The organism is Belnapia sp., from assembly GCF_059504005.1.
This window is the reverse complement of sequence record NZ_JCACHU010000159.1, coordinates 41,610-63,599: the sequence shown is the minus strand read 5'-3', so window position 1 is coordinate 63,599 and position 21,990 is coordinate 41,610. Positions and strand designations below refer to the sequence as shown.

General features: G+C 71.4%; 23 protein-coding genes. 16 read left to right on the top strand and 7 right to left on the bottom strand.

The features are described 5' to 3' along the window. The first annotated feature begins 2 nt into the window (after window positions 1–2). The 3 genes from AC5JJ1_RS25070 to AC5JJ1_RS25060 are packed head-to-tail and all read left to right on the top strand — an operon-like array spanning window position 3 to window position 2,940. Window positions 3–605 (top strand): thiamine pyrophosphate-dependent enzyme, encoded by a 603-nt coding sequence (locus AC5JJ1_RS25070; RefSeq protein ID WP_495787846.1) that lies wholly within the window; start codon window positions 3–5, stop codon window positions 603–605. Between the two features lie 10 nt (window positions 606–615). Then, complete coding sequence (locus tag AC5JJ1_RS25065) at window positions 616–1,590, top strand: hydroxyacid dehydrogenase (protein WP_495787845.1); 975 nt, start codon at window positions 616–618, stop codon at window positions 1,588–1,590. 9 nt (window positions 1,591–1,599) lie between these two features. Next, window positions 1,600–2,940, top strand: a complete 1,341-nt coding sequence (locus AC5JJ1_RS25060; protein WP_495787844.1) for an MmgE/PrpD family protein — start codon at window positions 1,600–1,602, stop codon at window positions 2,938–2,940. Here AC5JJ1_RS25060 and AC5JJ1_RS25055 read toward each other — a convergent pair. The 4 genes from AC5JJ1_RS25055 to AC5JJ1_RS25040 all read right to left on the bottom strand — a co-directional run bounded on the left by AC5JJ1_RS25055 (window position 2,933) and on the right by AC5JJ1_RS25040 (window position 6,528). Then, complete coding sequence (locus AC5JJ1_RS25055) at window positions 2,933–4,213, bottom strand: TRAP transporter large permease (RefSeq protein ID WP_495787843.1); 1,281 nt, start codon at window positions 4,211–4,213, stop codon at window positions 2,933–2,935. The genes AC5JJ1_RS25060 and AC5JJ1_RS25055 overlap by 8 nt on opposite strands. A gap of 12 nt (window positions 4,214–4,225) precedes the next feature. Beyond that, complete coding sequence (locus tag AC5JJ1_RS25050) at window positions 4,226–4,756, bottom strand: TRAP transporter small permease (RefSeq protein ID WP_495787854.1); 531 nt, start codon at window positions 4,754–4,756, stop codon at window positions 4,226–4,228. 5 nt (window positions 4,757–4,761) lie between these two features. Next, entirely contained in the window at window positions 4,762–5,748 is a 987-nt protein-coding gene (locus AC5JJ1_RS25045) for a TRAP transporter substrate-binding protein (protein WP_495787842.1), read from the bottom strand. Window positions 5,749–5,832: 84 nt separating this feature from the next. After that, window positions 5,833–6,528, bottom strand: coding sequence for a GntR family transcriptional regulator (locus AC5JJ1_RS25040; RefSeq protein WP_495787841.1), 696 nt, complete (start codon window positions 6,526–6,528; stop codon window positions 5,833–5,835). A 60-nt stretch (window positions 6,529–6,588) separates the two neighbouring features. On the opposite strand from AC5JJ1_RS25040, the gene araD reads away from it, so the two are divergent. Genes araD through AC5JJ1_RS25025 form a run of 3 tightly spaced genes read left to right on the top strand, consistent with a single transcriptional unit; the run spans window position 6,589 to window position 9,909 of the window. Continuing rightward, window positions 6,589–8,316, top strand: coding sequence for an L-arabinonate dehydratase (gene araD, locus AC5JJ1_RS25035; RefSeq protein ID WP_495787840.1), 1,728 nt, complete (start codon window positions 6,589–6,591; stop codon window positions 8,314–8,316). Between the two features lie 60 nt (window positions 8,317–8,376). Further along, a complete protein-coding gene (locus AC5JJ1_RS25030; protein WP_495787839.1) occupies window positions 8,377–8,505 on the top strand; it encodes a hypothetical protein in 129 nt (42 codons plus the stop codon). Window positions 8,506–8,529: 24 nt separating this feature from the next. Then, on the top strand, window positions 8,530–9,909 hold the full coding sequence (locus AC5JJ1_RS25025; protein WP_495787838.1) for an amidase: 1,380 nt from the start codon (window positions 8,530–8,532) through the stop codon (window positions 9,907–9,909). Here the strand turns inward: AC5JJ1_RS25025 and AC5JJ1_RS25020 are convergent. After that, window positions 9,890–10,960 carry an LLM class flavin-dependent oxidoreductase gene (locus tag AC5JJ1_RS25020; protein WP_495787837.1) on the bottom strand — a complete coding sequence of 357 codons (1,071 nt, stop codon included), beginning with the start codon at window positions 10,958–10,960 and terminating at the stop codon, window positions 9,890–9,892. The two genes, AC5JJ1_RS25025 and AC5JJ1_RS25020, sit on opposite strands and share 20 nt — an antisense overlap. Before the next feature lie 92 nt (window positions 10,961–11,052). Here AC5JJ1_RS25020 and AC5JJ1_RS25015 point away from each other — a divergent pair, with 92 nt between their 5' ends. After that, window positions 11,053–11,985, top strand: a complete 933-nt coding sequence (locus AC5JJ1_RS25015; protein ID WP_495787836.1) for an AEC family transporter — start codon at window positions 11,053–11,055, stop codon at window positions 11,983–11,985. Here AC5JJ1_RS25015 and AC5JJ1_RS25010 read toward each other — a convergent pair whose 3' ends face one another. Beyond that, complete coding sequence (locus AC5JJ1_RS25010; protein WP_495787835.1) at window positions 11,986–13,014, bottom strand: amino acid ABC transporter substrate-binding protein; 1,029 nt, start codon at window positions 13,012–13,014, stop codon at window positions 11,986–11,988. 71 nt (window positions 13,015–13,085) lie between these two features. On the opposite strand from AC5JJ1_RS25010, the gene AC5JJ1_RS25005 reads away from it, so the two are divergent. The 4 genes from AC5JJ1_RS25005 (at window position 13,086) to AC5JJ1_RS24990 (ending at window position 16,427) form a co-directional block, all read left to right on the top strand. Then, entirely contained in the window at window positions 13,086–13,544 is a 459-nt protein-coding gene (locus tag AC5JJ1_RS25005; protein WP_495787834.1) for a hypothetical protein, read from the top strand. Between the two features lie 70 nt (window positions 13,545–13,614). Further along, window positions 13,615–14,832 (top strand): ABC transporter substrate-binding protein, encoded by a 1,218-nt coding sequence (locus tag AC5JJ1_RS25000; protein WP_495787833.1) that lies wholly within the window; start codon window positions 13,615–13,617, stop codon window positions 14,830–14,832. Then, complete coding sequence (locus AC5JJ1_RS24995) at window positions 14,833–15,561, top strand: VOC family protein (protein WP_495787832.1); 729 nt, start codon at window positions 14,833–14,835, stop codon at window positions 15,559–15,561. 74 nt (window positions 15,562–15,635) lie between these two features. Further along, on the top strand, window positions 15,636–16,427 hold the full coding sequence (locus AC5JJ1_RS24990; RefSeq protein WP_495787831.1) for an alpha/beta hydrolase: 792 nt from the start codon (window positions 15,636–15,638) through the stop codon (window positions 16,425–16,427). 4 nt (window positions 16,428–16,431) lie between these two features. Here the strand turns inward: AC5JJ1_RS24990 and pdxY are convergent, their stop codons facing one another. Continuing rightward, complete coding sequence (pdxY, locus tag AC5JJ1_RS24985) at window positions 16,432–17,274, bottom strand: pyridoxal kinase PdxY (RefSeq protein WP_495787830.1); 843 nt, start codon at window positions 17,272–17,274, stop codon at window positions 16,432–16,434. 132 nt (window positions 17,275–17,406) lie between these two features. Between pdxY and AC5JJ1_RS24980 the strand changes: the two genes are divergently transcribed. Genes AC5JJ1_RS24980 through AC5JJ1_RS24960 form a run of 5 tightly spaced genes read left to right on the top strand, consistent with a single transcriptional unit; the run spans window position 17,407 to window position 21,979 of the window. After that, the gene (locus AC5JJ1_RS24980; protein ID WP_495787829.1) at window positions 17,407–18,723 is read left to right on the top strand and encodes an ABC transporter substrate-binding protein; all 1,317 of its coding nucleotides are present in this window, start codon (window positions 17,407–17,409) and stop codon (window positions 18,721–18,723) included. Continuing rightward, window positions 18,723–19,658, top strand: coding sequence for a branched-chain amino acid ABC transporter permease (locus AC5JJ1_RS24975; RefSeq protein WP_495787828.1), 936 nt, complete (start codon window positions 18,723–18,725; stop codon window positions 19,656–19,658). The genes AC5JJ1_RS24980 and AC5JJ1_RS24975 overlap by 1 nt, the downstream gene beginning before the upstream one ends. Further along, on the top strand, window positions 19,655–20,578 hold the full coding sequence (locus AC5JJ1_RS24970; protein WP_495787827.1) for a branched-chain amino acid ABC transporter permease: 924 nt from the start codon (window positions 19,655–19,657) through the stop codon (window positions 20,576–20,578). The genes AC5JJ1_RS24975 and AC5JJ1_RS24970 overlap by 4 nt, the downstream gene beginning before the upstream one ends. Then, window positions 20,575–21,330: an ABC transporter ATP-binding protein gene (locus AC5JJ1_RS24965; RefSeq protein WP_495787826.1), complete on the top strand. Its 756-nt coding sequence runs from the start codon at window positions 20,575–20,577 to the stop codon at window positions 21,328–21,330. Before AC5JJ1_RS24970 ends, AC5JJ1_RS24965 begins: the two co-directional genes overlap by 4 nt. Then, window positions 21,323–21,979, top strand: a complete 657-nt coding sequence (locus tag AC5JJ1_RS24960; RefSeq protein WP_495787825.1) for an ABC transporter ATP-binding protein — start codon at window positions 21,323–21,325, stop codon at window positions 21,977–21,979. Before AC5JJ1_RS24965 ends, AC5JJ1_RS24960 begins: the two co-directional genes overlap by 8 nt. Window positions 21,980–21,990 lie beyond the last annotated feature (11 nt).

The following is a 21,990-nucleotide window of genomic DNA, read 5'->3' as shown; positions in this document are numbered from 1 at the left end:
CCATGCGCACCGGACCCACGGGCAAGCTCCTCCGCCGCGACGTGGTCGCGGAATTGCTGCGGGATCGCGGCAGGCTGCTGGCGGTCGGCGGCCTCGGCGCCCCGGCTTGGGACATCACCGCCGCCGGCGACGTGCCGGAGAACCTGCCGCTCTGGGGCGGCATGGGGGCGGCGGCGATGATGGGCCTCGGCCTGGCGCTGGCCCAGCCCTCGCGCCCCGTCGCCGTCATCACCGGCGATGGCGAGATGCTGATGGGCATCGGCAGCCTCGCCACCATCGGCGTGCAGCGGCCCCGCAACCTCGCCATCATCGTGCTCGACAACGAGCATTACGGCGAGACGGGCATGCAGGAGACGGCGACGCGCCATGGCGTCGACCTCGCCGCCATGGCCCGCGGCGCCGGCATCGGCGATTGCCGCCTGGTCAAGACGGCCGAGGAGGTGACGGCGCTGCGCGAGGCGATGCATGCCGGCGCCGGCCCGCTCTTCGCCCAAATCAAGATCGACGAGGCGCCGGTGCCGCTGGTCCTGCCGCCGCGGGAGGCCTCCATCCTCCAGGCGCGGATGCGCGAGGCCGTGCTCGGCCCCGCTGCTCACCTTCAATAAGGCTGCCCCGATGCCGCATGTCGTCTGCCTCCGTCCCGTTCATCCGGAAGCCCTCTCCCGGCTCCGCGCCCGGGAGGGCGTGACGGTCGAGGTGCTCGACCCGGTGAATGACGAGACCATCGCCGCCTCCATCCCGAAGGCGGAGGCGGTGATCGTCCGCGCCACGCCGATCAACCGCGCCTTCCTCGCCCATGCCCAGAACCTCCGTATCGTCGCCCGCCACGGCGTCGGCTATGACGCGGTGGACGTGCCGGCGCTGACCGAGCGGGGCATCCCACTCACCGTGACGCCGGACGCCAATGCGCAGAGCGTCGCCGAGCATGCGATGATGCTGCTGCTGAACATCGCCCGGCAGACGCGCTTCTACGACGCCGCGACGCGCGAGCTGCGCTGGAGCAACCCGCCGGTGCCGGGGACCTTCGACCTCGCGGGCCGCACCATCCTGGTGATGGGCTTCGGCCGCATCGGCGGGCGCGTGGCGCGGCTGGCGGCGGCCTTCGGGATGAATGTCCTGGTCCGCGACCCCTTCATCCCGCAGAACACCATCAAGGGCGCGGGCTTCCGGCCGGTGAAGGACCTCGCCGCCGGCCTCGCCGAGGCGGATGTCGTCACCATCCACCTGCCCAGCAACGAGAAGACCCGCGGCTTGGTCAATGGCGAGTTCCTCGCCGGCATGAAGCGCGGCGCGGTCCTCGTGAACACGGCCCGCGGCACGCTGGTCGACGAGAAGGCACTGGCCGGGGCGCTGACCAGCGGGCACCTCGCCGCCGCCGGCCTCGACGTCTTCTGGGAGGAGCCGGCACGGGCCGACAACCCGCTGCTGACGCTGCCGAATGTGGTGCTGACGCCGCACTCGGCGGCGGCCACGGAGCAGGGGCTGCGCCGCATGGCCCTCTCCTGCGCCGAGAGCATCCTGCAATGCTTCGATGGCAAGCTGGACCCGGACGTCGTCATCAACCAGGAGGTGCTGCGCGGCAACGCGTAGCTTCTGCCCATGGAGAATCCGCTGCTGGTCCTGGCCGATCACGCCGTCTCCTGGCGTGACCGGCCGCTGCCGCCCGAGGTCGCGCACCATGCGCGGCGGGCGCTGATCGACTGGTTCGCGGCCCTCCTGCCCGGCTGCTCCCGCCCGCCCGCGTCTCTGCTCGCCGCGGCGCTGGCGCCGGAGCGCGGGCCCGGGCGCTCCATCTGCTATGTCGATGGCAGGCCGGGGCCGCTCCGCCATGCCGCGTTGCTGAACGCGACGGCGAGCCACACCGTCGAGTTCGACGACATCTTCCGCGATGCCGGCTACCACCCGGCTTGCCCGACCGTCCCCCCAGCGCTTGCCGCCATGCAGCAGCAGGGCGGCGGGATGGAGATGCTGCTCCGCGCCGTCACCGCGGGCTACGAGGTGTCCTGCCGCATCGGCATGGCGGTGCAACCGAGCCATTACCGGTACTGGCACACCACCGGCACCGTCGGCACATTCGGCGCCGCGGCGGCAACCGCGCTGGTGCTCGGCTGCGACGCGCAGCGGATGGCCCATGCCATCGCCACGGCGGCCACCTTCGCCGGCGGGCTGCAGCAGGCCTTCCTTTCCGACGGGATGTCGAAGCCGCTGCATCCCGGCCATGCCGCCGATGCGGGGGCGCTGGCCGCCATCGGCGCCGCGGCAGGCGTGACCGGCGCGCTGGACGTGCTGCACGGCCCGAAAGGCTTCGCCGCCGCGACCAGCGAGGATACCGGCAAGTGGGAGGCGGCCTTTGCCGATCTCGGACAGCGCATCTGCATCACCGAGATGACCTTCAAGAGCCATGGCTGCTGCGGCCATATCTTCGCCGCGCTGGATGCGGTGGATGACCTCCGGCGGGAGCACGGCTTCATGGCCAGCGACGTCGCCGCCATCCATGTCGGCGGCTACGGCCCGACCAAGACCGTCTGCGACCGGCCCGAGGCGCGGACCGAGCAGGAATGCCGCTTCTCCACCCAGTACTGCGTGAGCGCGCTGCTGGTGCTCGGCGGCGTGCGCCTCGCCGCCTTCGCGCCGGAGAACCTCGCAAACCCTGCCATCCGCGCCATCATGCCGCGGGTGACGGTGGAGCTGGACCCCGAGCTGGCCGATGCCTACCCCGCCCGACGGGCCGCCAGGGTGCGGCTGACCCTGAAAAACGGGCGGGTGCTGGAGCGCTTCCAGCCGACCCGCAAGGGCGACCCGGACACTCCGCTCTCCGACGCCGACCTCTCGGCCAAGTTCGAGGAGTTGGTGGCGCCTGTTCTCGGCACCGGCCCGGCCTCCGCCCTGCTGGAGGCGCTTTGGCACGGCGATGCCGTGCCGAGCGCGCTCCCTACCTGAACAGCGCCGGCAGCCAGAGGCTCAGCGCCGGCACATAGGTCACTAGCAGCAGCACCACGACCATCGCCAGGTAGAAGGGCGCCGAGGTCTTCGTCGCCTCCCACATCGAGACCTTGCCGACCGCGCAGGCGACGAAGAGCACCGGCCCGACCGGCGGCGTGATGGTGCCGATGCCAAGATTGACGATCAGCACGATGCCGAACTGCACCGGGTCCATCCCGATCGCCTTCACCACCGGCAGGAAGATCGGCGTGCCGATCATGATCAGCGGCGCCATGTCCATGAAGGTGCCGAGCAGCAGCAGCACGATGTTGATGATCAGCAGCGTCATCAACGGGTCGTCGGTGATGCCCTTCATCAGCGCCACGGTCTGCGCCGGAACCTGCATCAGCGCCATTAGCCAACCGAAGGCGGAGGCCGTGCCGATGATGAGCATCACCATGCCCGTCGTCCGCACCGCCCCGCCGACGGCGTGGACGAAACCCTCCCAGCTCAGGCTGCGGTAGACCAGCAGCACCACCAGCAGCGCATAGATCACCGCGACGCAGGCACTCTCCGTCGCGGTGAAGACGCCGCTGCGGACGCCGGCGAAGATGATGACGATCAGCATCAGCCCGGGGATGGCGTTGAAGGTAAGCCGCAGCAGGATCGCCCAGCCGGGAAAGGCCTCGCGCGGATAGCCGCGCTTCACCGCGACCAGCCAGGCGACGACCATCAGCGACAGCATCATCACGAGGCCGGGCACGATGCCGGCGGTGAAGAGGTCCGCCACGCTGATCGCCCCGCCGGCGGCGATGACATAGAGGATCATGTTGTGGCTGGGCGGGATCAGCAGGTCGATCAGCGCGGCATTGGCGGTGATGTTGACGGCATAGTCCGGCGCATAGCCTCGCGCTTTCATCTGCGGGATCATCACCCCGCCGACCGCGCTGGCATCGGCGACGGCCGAGCCGGAGACGCCGCCGAACAGCGTCGCGGCCACGATGTTCACCTGCCCGAGCCCGCCGCGCAGATGCCCGACCATGGCGGCCGCCAGCGCCACCAGCCGGTCGGCGATCTGGCCGCGCATCATCAGATCGCCGGCGAAGATGAAGAAGGGGATCGCCAGCATGGAGAAGACGTTCATGCCGGAGGCGAGCTGCTGGAACACCACGATGGGTGGCAGGTCCATGTAGAGCACGGTGGCGAAGGCCGCGGCGCCGAGGCAGAAGGCGACCGGCACGCCGATCAGCAGCAGCAGCGTGAAGCTGCCGAGCAGCAGGGTGAGTTCCACTGTGCCGGTCCCCTAACTGTCGGTCAGGACGGTATCGGCCGGGATGCCGACCGGCGCCTGGCCCGTTGCCAGCCGCGCCACCAGCCGCTCCAGCCCGAACAGCGCCATCAGCAGGCCGCCGATGGTGATCGGCAGGTACTCGACCGTGCCCGGCAGGCCGAGCGTCGGCAGAGTCGCGTCCCAGACGGTGAGGGCCAGGTCGCTCCCGTACCAGGCCATGGCGCCGCCGAAGACGGCGATCGTCAAGTCCGAGGCGATGTGGCAGGCCAGCGCCAGGCCCGGCGGCAGCGTGTCGCGCAGCGTCTCGAAGCCCATGTGGAAGCCCTCGCGCACGCCCGCCGCCGCGGCCCCGAGGATCACCCAGCCCATCAGCAGCAGCGCCGAGGCTTCCGCCCAGGCTGGCGTGTCGTTGAGGACGAAGCGGCCGAACACGCCCCAGGCGACCACCGCCGTCATTGCCACCATGGCGATGCCGGCGACGAGGATCGCCGCCCGCGTCAGGAGCTCGAAGGCCGAGGCGAGGCCGCGATGCAGCGACTGCATCCCGCTCACGCCGCGCGGATGCGGTCGACGAGCGCCTTCAGCTTGGCGTCGCGCACGAACTGGTCGTAGACGGGCTGCACGAGCTTGGCGAAGGCTGCCTTGTCGGCCTGCACCACCGTCGCACCGCCGGCCTCGACCTGCTTGCGGGCCTCCTCCTCCATCTTCACCCAGAGCGTGCGCATATGCGGCACGCTCTCCTTCGCCGCCTGGCGGATGATCTCCTGGTCGGGCCTGGCGATGCGGTCGAAGCTGCGCTTGCTCATCGCCACGATCTCGGGCGTCAGGCTGTGCTCGGTCAGCGCATATTGCTTCGCCACCTCGAAATGCCGGGCGGTGAGATAGGAGGGGAAATTATTCTCGGCGCCGTCGACGACGCCGGTCTGCAGGGCGGAATAGACCTCGCCATAGGGCAGCGGCGTCGCATTGGCGCCGAAGGCCCGCATCATCGCCACCCACATGTCGGATTGCTGGACGCGGATCTTGAGGCCCTTCATCTCCTCCGGGGTCCGCGCCGGCCGGCTGCGGGTGTAGAAGCTCCGCGCGCCGGCATCGTAGTAGCCGAGGGTGACGAGGCCATGCGGCAGGGTCGCCTTGCCGATATCCTCGCCGATCGGCCCGTCCATCACCTGCTGCATATGCGCGGTGTCGCGGAACAGGAAGGGCAGGCCGGCCACCAGCGTCTCCGGCACCAGGTTGTTCAGCGGCGCGGTGTTGACGCGGGTGATGTCGATGACGCCGAAGCGGGTCTGCTCCAGCGTGTCCTTCTCGTCGCCGAGCTGGCGGGAATGGAACATCTGGATCCGGATGCGCCCGCCGGTCCGCTCCTCGATGAGCTTGCCCATGTACTTCACGCCCTCGATGGTCGGGTAGCCATCGGGATGGACATCGGCGGCACGGAGGGTGACGCCCTGGGCCTGGGCACGGCCGCCGATCCAGGGGGCGGCAAGGGCAACGCCGAGCATGAGCCGGCGGCGGATGGTGACGCTCTCCATGGATCCCTCCTCCAGCGGGGCGATCTCCGCCGCCCGGCCTACTGCAATAGCAGATAGCAGTCTGCGCCCCGCCCGCGCGGGAAGTCAACGGCCCTGGCGGGCCGGCGCAAGGACGCCGTTGGTGGTGAGCGAGCGGAGGACGTGATGCCGCATCCGCGCCTCGGCCAGCGCCGGATCGCGGGCGCGGAGCGCGGCGAGGATGCCGGCATGCTCGCGCAGCGCCTTCGGCATGTCCTTCGGCGTGCTGCCGAGAGCGCGAAGCCGGCCGAGGTCGTCATAGGCCCTCAGCGCCTCGAGCGACTTCACCAGGAAGAGGTTGCCGGTCGCGCCCTGCAGGATGGCATGGAAGCGCTCGTTCAGCTCCGCCAGCGCCTCGGTGTCGGCGGCCGCCGTCGCGCTGCGCATCCCGCGGACGATCGTTGCAAGCTCCGCCAGGTCCTCGCCCGACATCCGCTCGGCCGCCAGCGCCGCCGCCACCCCCTCGAGCGCCGCGCGGATGCGGCCGAGCTCGGCCAGCCGCTCCGGCCCGATCTCGGCCACCACCGTGCCGCGCCGCGGCAGGGTGACGACCATGCCGTCCTGCTCCAGCCGCCGCAGCGCCTCCCGCACCGGCTGGGCGGAGATGCCCAGGGCATGGGCCATGCCGCGCTCGGAGATGCGGCTGCCCGGCCGCAGCGTGCCCTGGACGATGCCGTCGCGCAGGCGCCGGTAGGCGCGCTCGCCGAGCGAGAGCGTCTCCTCCTCGGCAAGCGGGACGACCGGGATGGGGCTGGCGGACATGGACAACTGCTATAGCAGCTGGCAGGGTGCGCCGGAAGTCATTGCCATCAGGGAAATGCCATGCCCCGCAAGCGGCCCGAGGAGTTGCGCAGCCACCGCTGGTTCGGGGTGGACGACCTCCGCGCCTTCGGCCACCGCTCCCGCCTGTTGCAGACCGGGCTGGCCGAGGGGGATTTCCGCGGTAAGCCGGTGATCGGCATCATCAACACCTGGTCCGACCTCAGCGTCTGCCATGCGCATTTCCGCACGCGGGCGGAGGAGGTAAAGCGCGGCGTGTGGCAGGCCGGCGGCTTCCCGGTGGAGCTGCCGGCGCATCCGGTGACGGAACAGTACCAGAAGCCGACGAGCATGCTCTATCGCAACTTCCTGGCGATGGAGACCGAGGAGCTGGCGCGCAGCCATCCCTGCGACGGGCTGGTACTGATGGGCGGCTGCGACAAGACGCCACCGGCGCTTGTGATGGGCGCGCTCTCCGCCGGCCTGCCCTGCATCTTCGTCCCCGCCGGGCCGATGCTGTCGGGCAACTGGCAGGGCAGGAAGCTCGGCAGCGGCAGCGATGTCTGGAAGTACAATGCCGAGCTGCGCGCCGGGAACATCACCCAGGCGCAGTGGAAGGACATGGAGAGCGGCATCGCCCGCAGCTTCGGCACCTGCATGACCGCGGGCACGGCCGCGACGATGATGCTGGCGGTGGAGGCGATGGGCCTCGCCCTCCCCGGCGCCTCCTCCATCCCGGCGGCGGATTCCGCCCATCCGCGCATGGCGACGGCGGCCGGGCGCCGCATCGTCGAGATGGTCTGGGAGGATGCGACGCCCTCCAGCCTCCTCACCCAGGCGAGCATCGACAATGCGGTGACGGCAACGATGGGCTTCGGCGGCTCGACCAATGCCATCCCGCACCTCATCGCCATGGCGCGGCGCGGCGGCTTCCAGCTCGACCTCGACCGGTTCGACGCCATCAGCCGGCGCACGCCGCTCATCGCCAATCTCCGGCCGAATGGCGACACCTGGCTGATGGAGGATTTCTACTATGCCGGCGGGGCACGGGCCTTCCTGGCCCGGCTCGCCGCTTACCTCGATCTCTCGGCGCGGACCGTCACCGGCGCGACGCTCGGCGAGAACCTCAAGGGCGCCGAGTGCTACAACGAGGACATCATCCGCCCCGTCGAGCGGCCGCTGCAGCCGGAAGGCGGCGTGGCCATCCTGCGCGGGTCGCTCGCCCCGCGCGGCGCCGTCATCAAGACCAGCGCGGCCGATCCCCGCCTGCTGCGCCATACCGGCAAGGCCGTGGTCTTCGAGGACTACAACGACATGAATGCCCGGCTGGACGACCCGGCGCTCGAGGTCACGCCGGACAGCGTGCTGGTGCTGCGCCAGGCCGGCCCCCAGGGCGGTCCCGGCATGCCGGAATGGGGGATGATGCCGATCCCCCGAAAGCTGCTGCAGCAGGGGGTGCGGGACATGGTCCGCCTCTCCGATGCGCGCATGTCCGGCACCAGCTACGGCACCTGCATCCTCCATGTCGCCCCCGAATCCCATGTCGGCGGGCCGCTGGCGCTGGTCCGCAGCGGCGACCTCATCCGCCTCGACGTGCCGGGCCGCAGCCTCGACCTGCTGGTGGAGCCGCCGGAGCTGGAGCGGCGCCGCGCCGCCTGGACGCCGCCGCCCCGCCGCTACACCCGAGGCTGGACCTCGCTCTACCTCGACCATGTCCGCCAGGCGGACGAAGGCTGCGACTTCGACTTCCTCGAACACGGCGCGCCGACGCCGGAGCCGGAAATTCACTGAAGCGTGTATCGATGTCTCAACGAGTGGTCGGTAGGGTCCCGTCAGCGAAAGGCAACATCCGTGGCTGACGACGAGAACGAAAGCGAAACCGAGTTCCATCTGCTCGAGGGTTGGATGCTGGGCGTCCTGCTCTTCCCGCTGGCGATGGAAGAGGTCGAACGGGTTCCCGCCGCCAACGACCGGGACTAATTCATAGCGGGCTTGCCGCGGCCGGTGATCCTGGCCAGCATCCCGCCCATGCAGCACATCGCCGATGCCGCGGCCGCCCTCGCCAGCGGCCGCATCTCCGCCGAGGCCCTGGTCGAGGCCGCGCTCGACCGCATCGCCGACCCGGGCGGCGAGGGCCGCCGGACCTTCACCGCCGTCCATGCCGCGGCCGCCCGCGCCGAGGCCCGCGCCATCGACGCGCTGCGTCGTGCCGGCCGTGCGCCGAGCCCCTGGGCCGGCATCCCCATCACGGTGAAGGACCTCTTCGACGAGCGCGGGCACCCGACCCCGGCCGGCTCCGTCGTGCTGAAGGACGCGCCTGCGGCGGCGCAGGACGCGCCGGTGGTGGCACGGCTCCGGCGGATGGGCTTCGTCGTCATCGGCCGGACCAACATGGTGGAGTTCGCCTTCTCCGGCCTCGGGGTGAACCCGCATCACGGCACGCCGCGCTCGCCCTGGGACCGGGCGACGGGGCGGCTGCCGGGCGGCTCCTCCTCCGGTGCCGGCGTGGCGGCGGCGGATCATATGGGCTTCGGCGGGCTGGGGACGGATACCGGCGGCTCCTGCCGCGTGCCGGCGGCGCTCTGCGGCGTGGTCGGCTACAAGCCGACGGCGCGGCGGGTGCCTATCGCGGGCGTGCTGCCGCTGTCTCCCTCGCTCGATTCGGTCGGGCCGCTGGCGCGGAGCGTCGCCTGCTGCCATCTGCTCGATGCCATCATCAGCGGCGGGGAGAACCCGCAGCCGCTGCAAGCACGACCGGTGGCCGGGCTTCGCCTCGGCCTGCCGCGGGGCACCTTCCTCACCGATGGATTGGACACAGTGGTGGGCAACGCCTTCCAGCGCGCCCTCGCCCGCCTCTCCGCCGCCGGAGTGCGGATCGAGATGGTCGACATCCCGGAGCTTGCCGAACTGCCGGCGGTGAATGCGACGGGCGGCTTCGCGGCCAGCGAGGCCTGGGCCTGGCACCGCGCCCTGATCGCCGAGAAGGCCAGCCAGTACGACCCGCGCATCCTCGCCCGCATCCGGCGCGGCGAGCGGATGGGCGCCGCCGACTATATCGACCTGGTCGCCGCCCGCGCCCGGCTCTCAGCCGCCATCGCCCGCCGCACCGCCGAGTTCGACGCGGTGGTGACGCTGACCTGCCCCATCATCCCCCCGGCGCTGGCCGAGGTGGAGCAGGAGGCGGAGTACAACCGCATCAACCTGCTGCTGCTGCGGAACACGGCGGTCGGTAATTTCCTCGACCGCTGCAGCATTAGCCTGCCGATCCATCGCCCTGGCGAGGCGCCGGTCGGGCTGATGCTGACCGGCGAGACCATGGCGGATGCGGCGCTGTTCCGCACCGCGGCGGCCGTGGAGGCAGCGCTCAGCGAAAAGCCCGCATGATCCGCGCCCAGTCCTCGATCGCCGCCTCCTGGCCGGGGACGATCTGGACGGTGAACTCGGTGTAGCCGGCATCCCTGAGGTCGCCGATGCGGCGCTTCAGCTCCGCCTCGGTCGCGGTGAAGCTGCTGATGCGGATCATCTCCGCGGTGACGAAGGGCCGCTCCTCGGGCTTGATGAACATTAGGTGCCCCCGGTGGTTCTGCAGCCAGGGCGCGTCTTTCGGCTCGAAACTCCGGGCGAGCGCCACATAGCCCTCGACGGCCGCGCGGCAGCTCTCCGGGACCGGGGTGATGTTGGGCAGGCCGGAGAGCACCTCATCCGCCGCCCGGTGCAGCAGCACGGCGGCACGCGGCCCGGCCTGGACCACGGCGCGGGCGCTGTCGGCTGGCTCGCCCTCCGCCAACACGCAGCCGAGGACGAAGGCCGTCGCCTGCAGGTCGCCCCCGGCCTGGCCAGCCGCCGCCCAGGCCTGCTGCATTTCTCCCAGCATGGCGACGGCGGCCGGGACGTCGGAGAAGAAGTTGATCCACCCCGCCCCGAGCCGCGCCGTCAGCGCCCGGGCGCGTGGCCCGGCGGCGGCGAGGTGGAGGCGCATCGGCGTCCTGGTGTCGATCAGGCCGAGATCGGGGTTGAGCAGCCGGATCTTCCGCCGCTGCCCCTCGATCTCCGCCTCCACCGTCTCCTCGGCGAGGAGGGCGAGCATCACCCGGACATACTCCTCGAACTCCTTGAGCCTCATCGCGCCGAGCCCCATCGCCCGCCGCCCGGTGAAGCCCGTGCCGAGGCCCATGTCGACCCGCCCAGGCGCCAGCTTGTTCAGCGAGGCGAAGGCATTGGCCGTGACCGGCGCGATGCGGTTGGAGGGGATCAGCACCCCGGTGCCGAGCCGGATGCGGCTGGTCTTCACCGCCGCCGCGCCCATGGCGACGAAGGGGTCGGCGCTCAGCATCTGCGTGTCGTAGAACCAGGCGGAGCGGAAGCCGAGCTCCTCCGCCCGCTGCGCCAGCAGCCAGCTTTCGGCGTCCGTCGCCATGGCGATGCCGAATTCCATGCGCCCGCTCCCCCCGCTGTTTCGGGCAGGGAAGCGCGGCGGCCGGGCGGGGGCAAGCTTCCCAGGCCTGCCGCTGCCGCTATGGTGGCGGCGTGATCGCCTTCCTCGCCCTCTGCCTGCCGATCTTCGCCGTCATCGGGGTCGGGTGGGCGGCGGCGTGGCGCGGGACGATCTCGCCCGCCATGGTCGATGCGGTCGGCCATTTCTCCTTCCACTTCGCCCTGCCGGCGCTGCTGCTGCGGCTGATGGCGGCCCAGCCGCTCGGCCGCAGCTTCGACCCGGGCTTCTTCCTCGGCTATCTCGGTGCCTGCCTGGCCGTCTTCGCCCTGGTGATGGCGGCCGCCCTGCCCTTCCGCCGCCGCGCCCCCGCGGCGGCGATCGGCGCGGCGGCGGCCATGGGCAATGTCGGCTATCTCGGCCCGCCGCTCTTGCTGCCGCTGCTCGGCGAGCGCGGGGCGGGGCCGATCGCCATGTCGATCATGTCCGAGGTGGCGGTGGTGCTGGCGCTCGGCTCGGTGCTGATGGCGCCGGGCGCGGGCTTCCGCACCCTCGGGCGCGTCGGGCGCATCCTCATCCGTAACCCGGTGCTGCTGGCGATCGGTGGCGGGGCGCTGCTCGGCGCGGCGGCCATCCCGCTGCCGGGCGCGGTGGAGCGCTTCCTCGGCTTCCTCGGCGGGGCGGCGGGGCCGACGGCGCTCTTCGCCCTCGGCGGCACCCTCGCCCGGCTGCGCATCGACCGGCGGCTGCTGGCGGTGGCGAGCGGGGCAGTGGCGGCGAAGCTGCTGCTCTACCCGCTGCTGGTCTGGCTGGTGCTGGGCCAGGCGCTGGGCCTCGCCCCGATCTGGGTGCAGTCCGGCGTGCTGCTCGCGGCGATGCCGACCGCGACCAACGCCTTCGTCCTCGCCCAGCGCAACCAGGCGGCGACGGAGGAGGTCTCGGCCGTCGTGCTCTTCTCGACGGTGATCGCCACCCTCGCCTTCCCGGCGACCGCTTGGCTGATGGCGCCGCCAGTGCCCGGGCCCTGACTACCGGATCGGCGGCGCGTACATCAGCCCGCCGCGGGTCCAGAGGTCGTTCAGCCCGCGCCGCAACCCGATCGGGCTGCCCATGCCGAGGTTGCGCTCGAAGATCTCGCCGTAATTCCCTGCCGCCTTGATCGCCCAGTAGGCCCAGCGCCGGTCCAGCCCCATCAGCGGCCCATGGTCGCCGACGAGGCCGAGCAGGCGGCGCACCTCCGGATTCTGGCTGTCGAGGAAACGGTCGATATTGGCCTGGGTGATGCCGAGCTCCTCCGCCGTCAGCAGGGCGAAGAAGGTCCAGCGGACGATGTCGAACCACTGGTCGTCGCCATGGCGAACCACCGGTGAATGCGGCTCCTTGCTGATGATCTCGGGGAGGATTACGTGCTCCTCCGGGTTCGGGAATGAGGCGCGCAGCCCGGCGAGCTGGCTCGCATCCGTGCTGTAGGCGTCGCACCGCCCGGCGAGGTAGCTGCGCCGCGCCTCGTCATTCTGCTCGAAGACGACGGGGCGGTAGTCGATCCGGTTGGTGCGCGCCCAGTCGGTGAGGTTGAGCTCGTTGGTGCTGCCGGCGACGACGCAGATGGAGGCGCCGCCCAGCTCCAGCGCCGATTTCAGCCCGAGCGAGGTCCGCAGCAGGAAGCCCTGGCCGTCAAAGAAGCTGACGCCGGTGAAGTTCAGCCCGTTCGCCGTGTCGCGCGACTGGGTCCAGGTGACGGTGCGGATCAGCACGTCGACCTGGCCCGATTGCAGCGCCGGCAGCCGCGCCGTGGTGGTCAGCGGCACCCAACGGATCTTGGCGGCATCGCCGAGCACCGCCCCGGCCAGCGCCCGGCAGAGGTCGTTGTCGAGGCCGCGATACTCGCCGCGGCTGTCGGGCAGGGAGAAGCCGGCGGCGCCCGTCGAGGTGCCGCAGACCAGGAGGTCCCGCTGCCGCACCGCGGACAGCGTCGGCCCGGCGCTCTGAGGCTGCGCCTCGGCGAGGAGAGGGGCAAGGCCGGCCAGCAGGGCGGCGGCGCGCAGCAGGGCTTTCATCCATCATCTCCCGGTGATGGCGGGCATGATGGGCAACGAATGGGCCCAAGGCTAGGCTTGGGCCCATAGCCATGCACCGACGCCATCTTCTTCTCGCCGCCGCCCTGCCCTTCCAGGTCACGGAGGGCGAGCACCTGCATCTCAGCGGCCGCGTCCTCGGCTGGACCATCCTGCGCGACCGCGCCCCCAGCCGCGAGGCGCCGGAGACGGGGATGGTGCTGATCCGCGTGCAGCGCCCGGTGCCGCCGGCGCGCCGCCCCGGCCATCTGGCAGCGATGCTGCGCGCCTTCCGCCCCTTCCACTTCGGCGCCCTCCCGGCGGAGGAGCGCGTGCAGCTTGCCGGCCTGCCCGGCGCCGCCATCGAGACCGAGGCCATGGGCATCGGCAGCCGGCAGGCGGTGATGGTCCGCGCCGTCTGCCTCTACGGGCAGGAGCGGAGCTTCCTGCTGATCGCCTCGGCGCCCGTGGCGGAATGGGCCGCGCTCCGGCCCGACATGCTGCGGGTGATGGAGGGTTTCCGCCCCGGCTGAGGGGGGCCCATTGCGTCTCCCGCCGGCAGGCGCAAGGCTGTCGGCCAAGGATCGGGAGAGAAACGCGGCGATGCTCAACACAAGGCGGGAATTCCTGGCGGCCTGCGGCGTGCTGGCCGGGGCCGGTGCGGCCCGGGCGCAGTCGGGGCCGGTGCTGCGGCTCGGCATCCTCGGTGATTTGTCCGGGCCCTATCGCGACCTCTCCGGCCTCGGCACAATGGCCTGCGTGCGCCAGGCGATCGCGGATGCCGGCCTGCCGGTCTCCGTCGAGGTGCTGCATGCCGACCACCAGCACAAGCCCGATGTCGGCGCCGCCATCGCCCGGCAGTGGTACGACCGCGACGGGGTGGATGCGATCCTTGAGGTGAACAACTCGGCCATCGCCCTCGCCGTCGCCGACCTGGCGCGGGAGAAGGACAAGGTCTTCCTCGCCACCGGCCCGGCGACCGCCGACCTGCACGGCCCGCGCTGCAGCCCGAACCACGTCCATTGGACCTACGACACCTGGATGCTGGCCCATGGCGCCGGCACCGCGGCGGTCCGCGCCGGGGGCGACAGCTGGTTCTTCCTCACCGCCGATTACGCCTTCGGCCACGCGCTGCAGCGCGACACGGCACGCGCCGTCGAGGCGGCCGGGGGCCGCGTGCTCGGCCAGTCGCGCTATCCCTTTCCGCAGACAGCCGACTACTCCTCCTTCCTCCTGCAGGCCCAGGCCTCGCGCGCCAAGGTGCTCGGCCTCGCCAATGCCGGGACGGACACCGTCAATTGCGTGAAGCAGGCGCATGAATTCGGCCTGACGCGACGGATGAAGCTGGTCGGTCTGCTCTGCCTGCTTGGCGATGTCCGCGCCATGGGGGCCGAGGCGGCGCAGGGCCTGCTGCTGACCGAGCCCTTCTATTGGGACCTCAACGACCGTACCCGCGCCTTCACCCGGCGAGTGCTGCCGAAGATGCCGACGAACATCTACCCGAGCACCAACCATGCCGGCGCCTATTCGGCCGTCATCCACTACCTGAAGGCCGCTGCCGACATGGGCCTAAAGGAGGCCAAGGCCTCCGGCCGTGCCGCCATCGAGCGCATGAAGGCGATGCCGACCGACGACGACTGCCTCGGCCCCGGCCGGGTGCGGGAGGACGGCCGCAAGATCCACCCTGTCTATCTCTTCGAGGTGAAGGCGCCCGCCGAGGTGCGGACCGAATGGGACCTCTACCGCCTCGCCGGCACCATCGAGGCGGAGCAGGCGATGCGGCCGCTCGCCGATGGCGGCTGCCCGCTGGTCCGCAGTTAGATGCCGGTGGCGGGGAGCACCGGGTCGATCCTCGGCCTCGACCATGTGGCGGTGGCGGTGCCCCGGCTCGATGCCGCGATCGCCACCTACGAGGTGCTGTTCGAGCAACCCGCCGCCACGCGTGGCGAGGGCTGGGCGCGCTTCGAGCTGGCCAATGCGGCGCTGGTGCTGACCGAGGGGCGGACGGGCCTTGCCTTCGCCGTGGCGGAGCCGGAGGGCGCCCTCCGCCTGCTTGAGCGCCGCGGCCTGCCCGCCATGCCGGAACGGCAAGAGGCGCCGATCCCGCTCGATCCCGCCGCCGCCCGTGGCCTGCACCTCATGCTGGCCGCGGCGCGGGCGGGCGGAGGCCTGGCCTCCGCCATCCGGCTCGACCACGCCGTCATCCGCAGCACCGACCCGGAGCGGACGCTCGCCCTGTTCGGCGGCCGGCTGGGGCTCGAGCTCCGGCTCGACCGCAGCAATCCGGATTGGGGAATGCGGCTGCTCTTCTTCCGCTGCGGCGAGCTGGTGATCGAGGTCTCGCACGCGCTGGCGGATGGGATCGGCGAGGGGCCGGACAGTCTCTGGGGCCTCACCTGGCGCGTGCCGGACGTCGGCGCATGCCATGCGCGGCTGGAGGCGGCGGGCCTCCCCGTCTCGCCGCTGCGGACGGGGCGGAAGCCGGGCACGCGCATCTTCACCCTCCGCGGCGATGCGGCGGGGCTGGCGACCGCCTTCATCGGGGCCTGAGGCCCGGGGGATTCCATCCCATCCGGCTTTGCCCTAGCCTCCGTCGCCTCACCGCGAGCATGAGGAAACGTCACATGGACCGCAGGGCCATCCTGGGCGGCATCGCCGTCGCGACGGCAGTCGGCGCCACGCAAGAGGCCGCCGCCCAGGATGGCGGCAAGACCTATGTGCTGGTGCATGGCGCCTATGGCGGCGGCTGGATCTGGCGCGATGTTGCCAACGGGCTGCGCCGCATGGGCCATGCCGTCATCACCCCGACCCAGACCGGCCTCGGCGACCGCAGCCACCTGATGGCACGGCAGATCACCGTGGAGACGCATATCCAGGACGTCGCCAATGCCATCGAGACGGAGGAGCTGCGCGACATCATCCTCGTCGGCCATTCCTACGGCGGCATGGCGGTGACCGGCGTCGCCGACCGCATGACGGACCGCATCCGCCACGTCGTCTATCTCGATGCGCTGATCCCGGAGGATGGCGACACCGCCTTCACCATCCTGCCCACCGGCATGGCGGACCAGCGCCGGCAGGTGGCGCGCGAGCAGGGCGGCGGCGTCTCGCTCCCCGTGCCGGGGCCCGACGCCTTCCCGATCCCGGCCGGGCCGGGCAAGGACTGGTTCCTGCGCCGGTTGCGGCCGCACCCGATCGGCACCTATGAGAGCCCGGTGGAGCTCATGAAGCCCGCCGGCGCCGGCCTGCCGGTGACCTATGTGGCCTATACCAACCCCGCCCTCGCCTCGATCGAGCCGAGCCGGCAGCGGGCGCGGGCCAAGCCGGGCTGGACCTACCGCGAGCTGCCCGTGCCGCACGACGTCGAGATCCCGACGCCTGAGAAGGTCGTCGAGCTGCTCGCCGGCATCGGCTAGGGCCCTAGACGCCCTCGGGCTCGAACCAGATGGTCGGGCTCACGAATTCCTCCTGCGCCGCGACGGTGAGCAGCTCGCGCGAGCCGGCTTCCATCGTCCGCCGCAGCAGCCCGTGGATGGAGGAGGCGGCGGCGGCCATCGCGCCCGCCGCCTCGCCGCGCAGCCGGTGGAAGAGGAAGAGCGCCGCGATCGCATCCCCGGCCCCGTTGAAGGCCTGGGCGAGCCGCGGGGTCCTGAGCCGCCAGAACCGCCCGCCCTCGCCCACCAGCAGGTCGACGGCATCCGCCGGCGTCTCCTCGGTGCGGAGGCTCGTCACCATGACGCAGCGCGGCCCGCGGGCCTGCAGCGCCGTGACTGCCGCCTTCGCCGCTGCCAGCGTGCGGACCGCGCCGCCGGTGAGCCATTCCAGCTCGAACTGGTTCGGCGTGGCGAGGTCGGCGAGCGGCAGGGCGCGGTCGCGCAGCAGCTCGGCGATGCCCGGGCGGACATAGACGCGGCCATCGTCGCCGATCACCGGGTCGCAGCAATAGAGTGCCGCCGGATTGGCCGCCTTCACCCGGCCGACCGCATCGAGCACCGCCTCCCCCGTCTCCGCATCGCCGATATAGCCGGAGAGCACGGCATCGCAGGCGGGGAGGACGCCGCGCTCCTCGATGCCCTGGACGCAGTCGCGGATCAGGCTCGCCGGGAAGACCGAGCCGCGGAACGCGCCATGCCCCGGATGGTTCGAGAACTGCACCGTGTTGATCGCCCAGACCTCCGCCCCCAGCCGCTGCAGCGGAAAGGCGGCGCTGGCATTGCCGACATGGCCATAGGCCACCCAGGACTGGATCGAAAGGATGTTCACACGAGGATGCTAGGCCATCCCCGGCAGCGCGGAAACCGCCCGCCGCCCCCTTCCCTCCCGCGCCGCGGCCCGGCATGCTCGCGCATCGAACCCGGGACACACCGGGCGTCCCTGGGAGAGGATCCGTCCGCCATGACCGAGGCCGTCACCCGCCGCACCGCCATGCTCGGCGCCGGCGCCACCGCCGGAAGCCTGCTCTTCGCTGGCCGCGGCGCGAAGGCGCAAGGCAAGCCGAGCGAGCTGCGGATCGGCATCACGACCTTCCTTTCCGGCTCGGCCAGCGTCTTCGGCGTGCCGGCGAAGCAGGCGGGGGAGCTGCTCTTCGAGGAGCTGAATAAGGCAGGCGGCATCGGCGGCGTGCCCGTGCGGCCGATCTTCGTCGACGAGGCGCCGGGGACGGACCACCTCGTCGGTGAATACCGCCGCCTCATCCAGAACGAGGGCGTGCAGCTCATCTTTGCCTCCATCTCCTCCGGCTCCTGCCTCGCCTGCACGCCGCTCTCGGACGAGATGAAGAAGACGACGATCCTCTGGGATTGCGGTACCCAGCGCATCTTCGAGGAAGGTCCGCACCCCTATGCCTTCCGCACCCAGGGCTACGGCACGCCGGAGGTGCTGGCGCCGCTGCTCTATCTCCTGAAGCACAAGCCGGACTTCCGGACGCTGGCGGTGATCAACCAGGATTACGCCTGGGGCCGCGACAGCTGGGAGCTGTGGAAGACGGCGATGGACGTCCTCAAGCCCGGCGTCCGGGTGGTGGCGGAGATGTTCCCCCGCTTCGGCGCCACCGACTACAGCACGGAGGTGACGCGGCTGCTCGCGGCGCGGCCCGACGTGATCCTCTCGACCAGTTGGGGCGGTGACCTCGTCACCCTCGTCCGGCAAGCCGCCGAGCGGCGGCTCTTCGACCGCTCGACCTTCGTGCTGCCGGTCAGCGAACCCTCCCTGCCAACCCTCGGCCGCACCATGCCGGCCGGGCATATCATCGGCACCCGCGGCGACCACTGGAACAACCACCCTTCGCCCAAGGACCCGGCGCGGCTGAAGCGCTTCGTCGATGCCTACCGGGCGAAGTACAACGAGTACCCGATCTATCCCTGCCACCACATGGCGCAGGCCATCTCGGCCACGCAGGCGGCCTATGCCAAGGCCATCGCGGCCAAGGGCGGCGGCTGGCCGAATGACCAGGAGCTGGCGGCGGCCTTCCGTGGCCTCACCTTCGACACGCCGACCTCCAGCATAGCGTTGCGCGAGGACGGCCAGGGGCTGGAGGACCAGATCGTCGGCCTCAGCAGCTTCAACCAGACCTATCCCTTCGCGGTGCCGAAGGACATGATCCTCTTCCCCGCCGCCATGGTCTCGACGCCGGTCGGGCAGAAGAGCGTCGACTGGCTGAAGACGCTGACGCCCGAATTCCTCGCCAAGATCCCGGCGCCGATCGCCGGGTGATGGGGGACTGGCTCGCCGAGAACAGCCTGCTCCTCGGCCTCGCGCTGCTGGATGGCCTCGCCAATGCGGCGCTGGTCTTCATGGTGGCCGTCGGACTGAACCTCGTCTTCGGCGTGCTGCGCATCGTCAACGTCGCCCATGGCAGCCTCTTCGCCATCGGCGCCTATACGGCGGCCTCGATCGGCCTGTTCTTCGCGGCGCAGGGCCTGCCCGCCTGGGCGGGCTATGCGGCGCTCGTGCTGGCGGCGGTTGCGGTCGGCGCCGTGCTCGGCCCGCTGATCGAGCGGCTGCTGCTGCGCCGCATCTACGGGCATGAAGATGTGCTGCAGCTCCTCGTCACCTTCGCCCTCTTCATGATCCTCGAGGATGTGCAGAAGCTGGTCTGGGGCGTGCAGCCGGTCTCGCAGGATGCGCCGCTGAAATTCCTCGGCACCGTCGACATCCCCTTCGGCGAGGATGTCATCCCCTTCACCGCCTACCAGCTCTTCGTCATCCCCGGGATCGCGCTGGCGACGCTGATCGGCCTCGCCTGGTTCCTGCGGCGGACGCTGACCGGCCGCGTCATCGTCGCGGTGACGACGGACAAGGAGGCGGCGACGGCCATGGGCATCGACGCCGCGCGGATCACCCTGCTGACCTTCAGCTTCGGCGCGGGGCTGGCGGCGCTCGGCGGGGCGCTCGCCTCGCCGACCACGGCGCTGGTGCCGGGCATCGGGGCGCAGACCATCGTGCTGTCCTTCGCCGTGGTGGCGACGGCCGGGCTCGGCCAGATCGAGGGCGCGGCGCTGACCGCGCTGCTGATCGGCCTCGGCCGCAGCATCGCCGTCTACTTCGCTCCGGAATTCGAGGTGGTGGTGCCCTATCTCATCATGGTGGCGGTGCTGCTGGTCCGGCCGCAGGGGCTTTTCGGCGTGATCGAGACAAGGCGGGTATGAGGCGCGAGAGCCTGCTCGCCGCGCTCGGCGCCGCTGGCCTCGTCGCCTGCGCCTGGGCGGTGCCCTGGCTGAAATTCGTCCTCACCATCGCGCTCGCCAAGGGCATCGCCGTGCTCGGCATCCTGCTGCTGCTGCGGGCGGGGCAGGTGAGCTTCGGCCATTCGATGTTCCTGGCGCTCGGGGCCTATGCCGTCGCCTTCCTCGCTCCCTCGGAGAACGAGGTGCTGCTGCTGCTGCCGGCGGCGGCGCTGATCGCAACCGTGGTCGGCCTCGTCATCGGCCTCTTCCTGGTGCGCTACCGCGACATCTTCTTCGGCATGCTGAACCTGGCCTTCGCCATGGTGCTCTACTCGCTGCTGGAGAAGCTCTATGCCCTCACCAAGGGGACGGACGGCATCCGCGTCGCCGCCCTCAGCTTCGCCGGCACGGAGCCGGAGCGCGGCACGCAGGAATGGATCGTCTTCGGCATCGCGCTCGGGCTTGCCATCCTCTTCGGGCTGCTGGTCCGGTCCTACCTCGCCTCGCCGATGGGGCGGGCGCTCGCGGGCATCAAGACGCGGGAGACGCGGCTGGAATTCATGGGCGTGCCGGCGCGCCGCGTCCTGCTCTTCGCCTATGTGCTCTCGGCCTTGATGGGCGGCGTGGGCGGCGCGCTCATCGCCATGACGACGCGCCACGTCACGCCGCAGATCGCCTACTGGACCTCCTCGGGCGAGCTGGTCTTCATCGCCATCCTCGGCGGGGCGGGGAGCGCGCTCGGCCCTTTCCTCGGCTCGGTGGCCTTCGAGCTGGTCCGGGTCTACGCCGCGGCGGCCGTCGCCGAGGCCTGGCAGATGATCCTCGGCGCGGTGCTGCTGCTCGTCATCCTCTTCGCCCCGGGCGGCGTCTGGGGCCTGCTGTCGCGGCGGTGGCGGACATGAGCGAGGTGCTTCTTTCCGCGAAGGGCCTCCGCCTCGCCTTCGGCGGCGTCAAGGCGGCGGACGGCATCGACCTCGATGTCCGGCATGGCGAGTTCCTTGCCATCATCGGGCCGAACGGCGCCGGCAAGACCACCTTCATCAACATGACGACCGGCTATCTCCGCCCCCAGGCCGGGCGGATCGAGTTCGACGGCAGGCCGATCCTCGGCCTCTCGCCGCGTGCCATCGTCAAGCGCGGCGTCGGCCGCAGCTTCCAGCTGCCCCAGCTCTTCTCCGAGCATACGGTGCTCGAGAATGCTGCACTCGCCATCGCCGCGCGGCGGGGGATCTGGTCCCCCCTCACTCCTCTGCTCCGCCCGCGCTGGCGCGACGAGGCGATGGACCTGCTGGACCGCTTCGGCCTCCGCGCCGTGGCCTCGTCCCGGGCCGATGCGCTGAACGAGGGCGCCCGCAAGCTGGCCGACATCGCCATGGCCGTCGCGCTCGAGCCGAGCCTGCTGCTGATGGACGAGCCCACCAGTGGCGTCGCCGCGGCCGAGAAGATGGCGATCGTCGAGACGCTGGTCCGGGTGCTGCGCAGCACCGGCGTCACCGCCGTCTTCGTCGAGCACGACATGGACGTGGTCGCCCGCTTCGCCGACCGCGTGGCGGTGTGGAGCCAGGGCCGCATCGCCGCCCTCGGCCCGCCCGGCGAGGTGCTGGCGGACCCGAAGGTGCGGCGCGAGGTGATCGGGATCGCGGCCGATGCTTGAGCTTTCCGGCGTCTCCGCCGACATCGCCGGCATCCCCGTCCTGCGCGGCGTCTCGCTGGCGGTCCCGCCCGGCGGCCGCGTGGCGCTGATCGGCCGCAACGGTGCCGGCAAGACGACGACCCTTCGCACCCTGATGGGCCTGGTGCCCGCCCGCGCAGGCCGCATCGCCATCGATGGGCAGGAGGTGACCGCGGTGCCGGCCCATCACCGCGCCCGCCTCGGCATCGGCTATGCGCCGGAGGAGCGGCGGCTCTTCGGCAGTTTCTCGGTGCGGGAGAACATGCTGCTGCCGGCCCAGGTGCTCCGCCTGCCCGCGGCCGAGACGGCGCGGCGGCTGGAGGCGGTCTTCACCCTCCTGCCGGAACTGCGCGACCTCGCGCCGCGCCGCGCCGCGGGCCTCTCGGGCGGCCAGGGGAAGATGGTGGCGCTCGGCCGGGCGCTGATGGTCGGCACCCGGGCGGTGCTGCTGGACGAGCCCTTCCAGGGCCTCGCCCCGGCGCTTGCCCTCCGCTACGCCGAGGCGCTGGCCCGGCTGCGCCAGGCCCTGCCCGATGTCGCCATCCTCATCACCGAGAGCAATCCGGAGCTGCTGCGGTCCCTCGTACAGGCGACCTTTGTGATCGAGCGCGGGGAAATGGCGCCGGCATGAGGCCCTCCCCA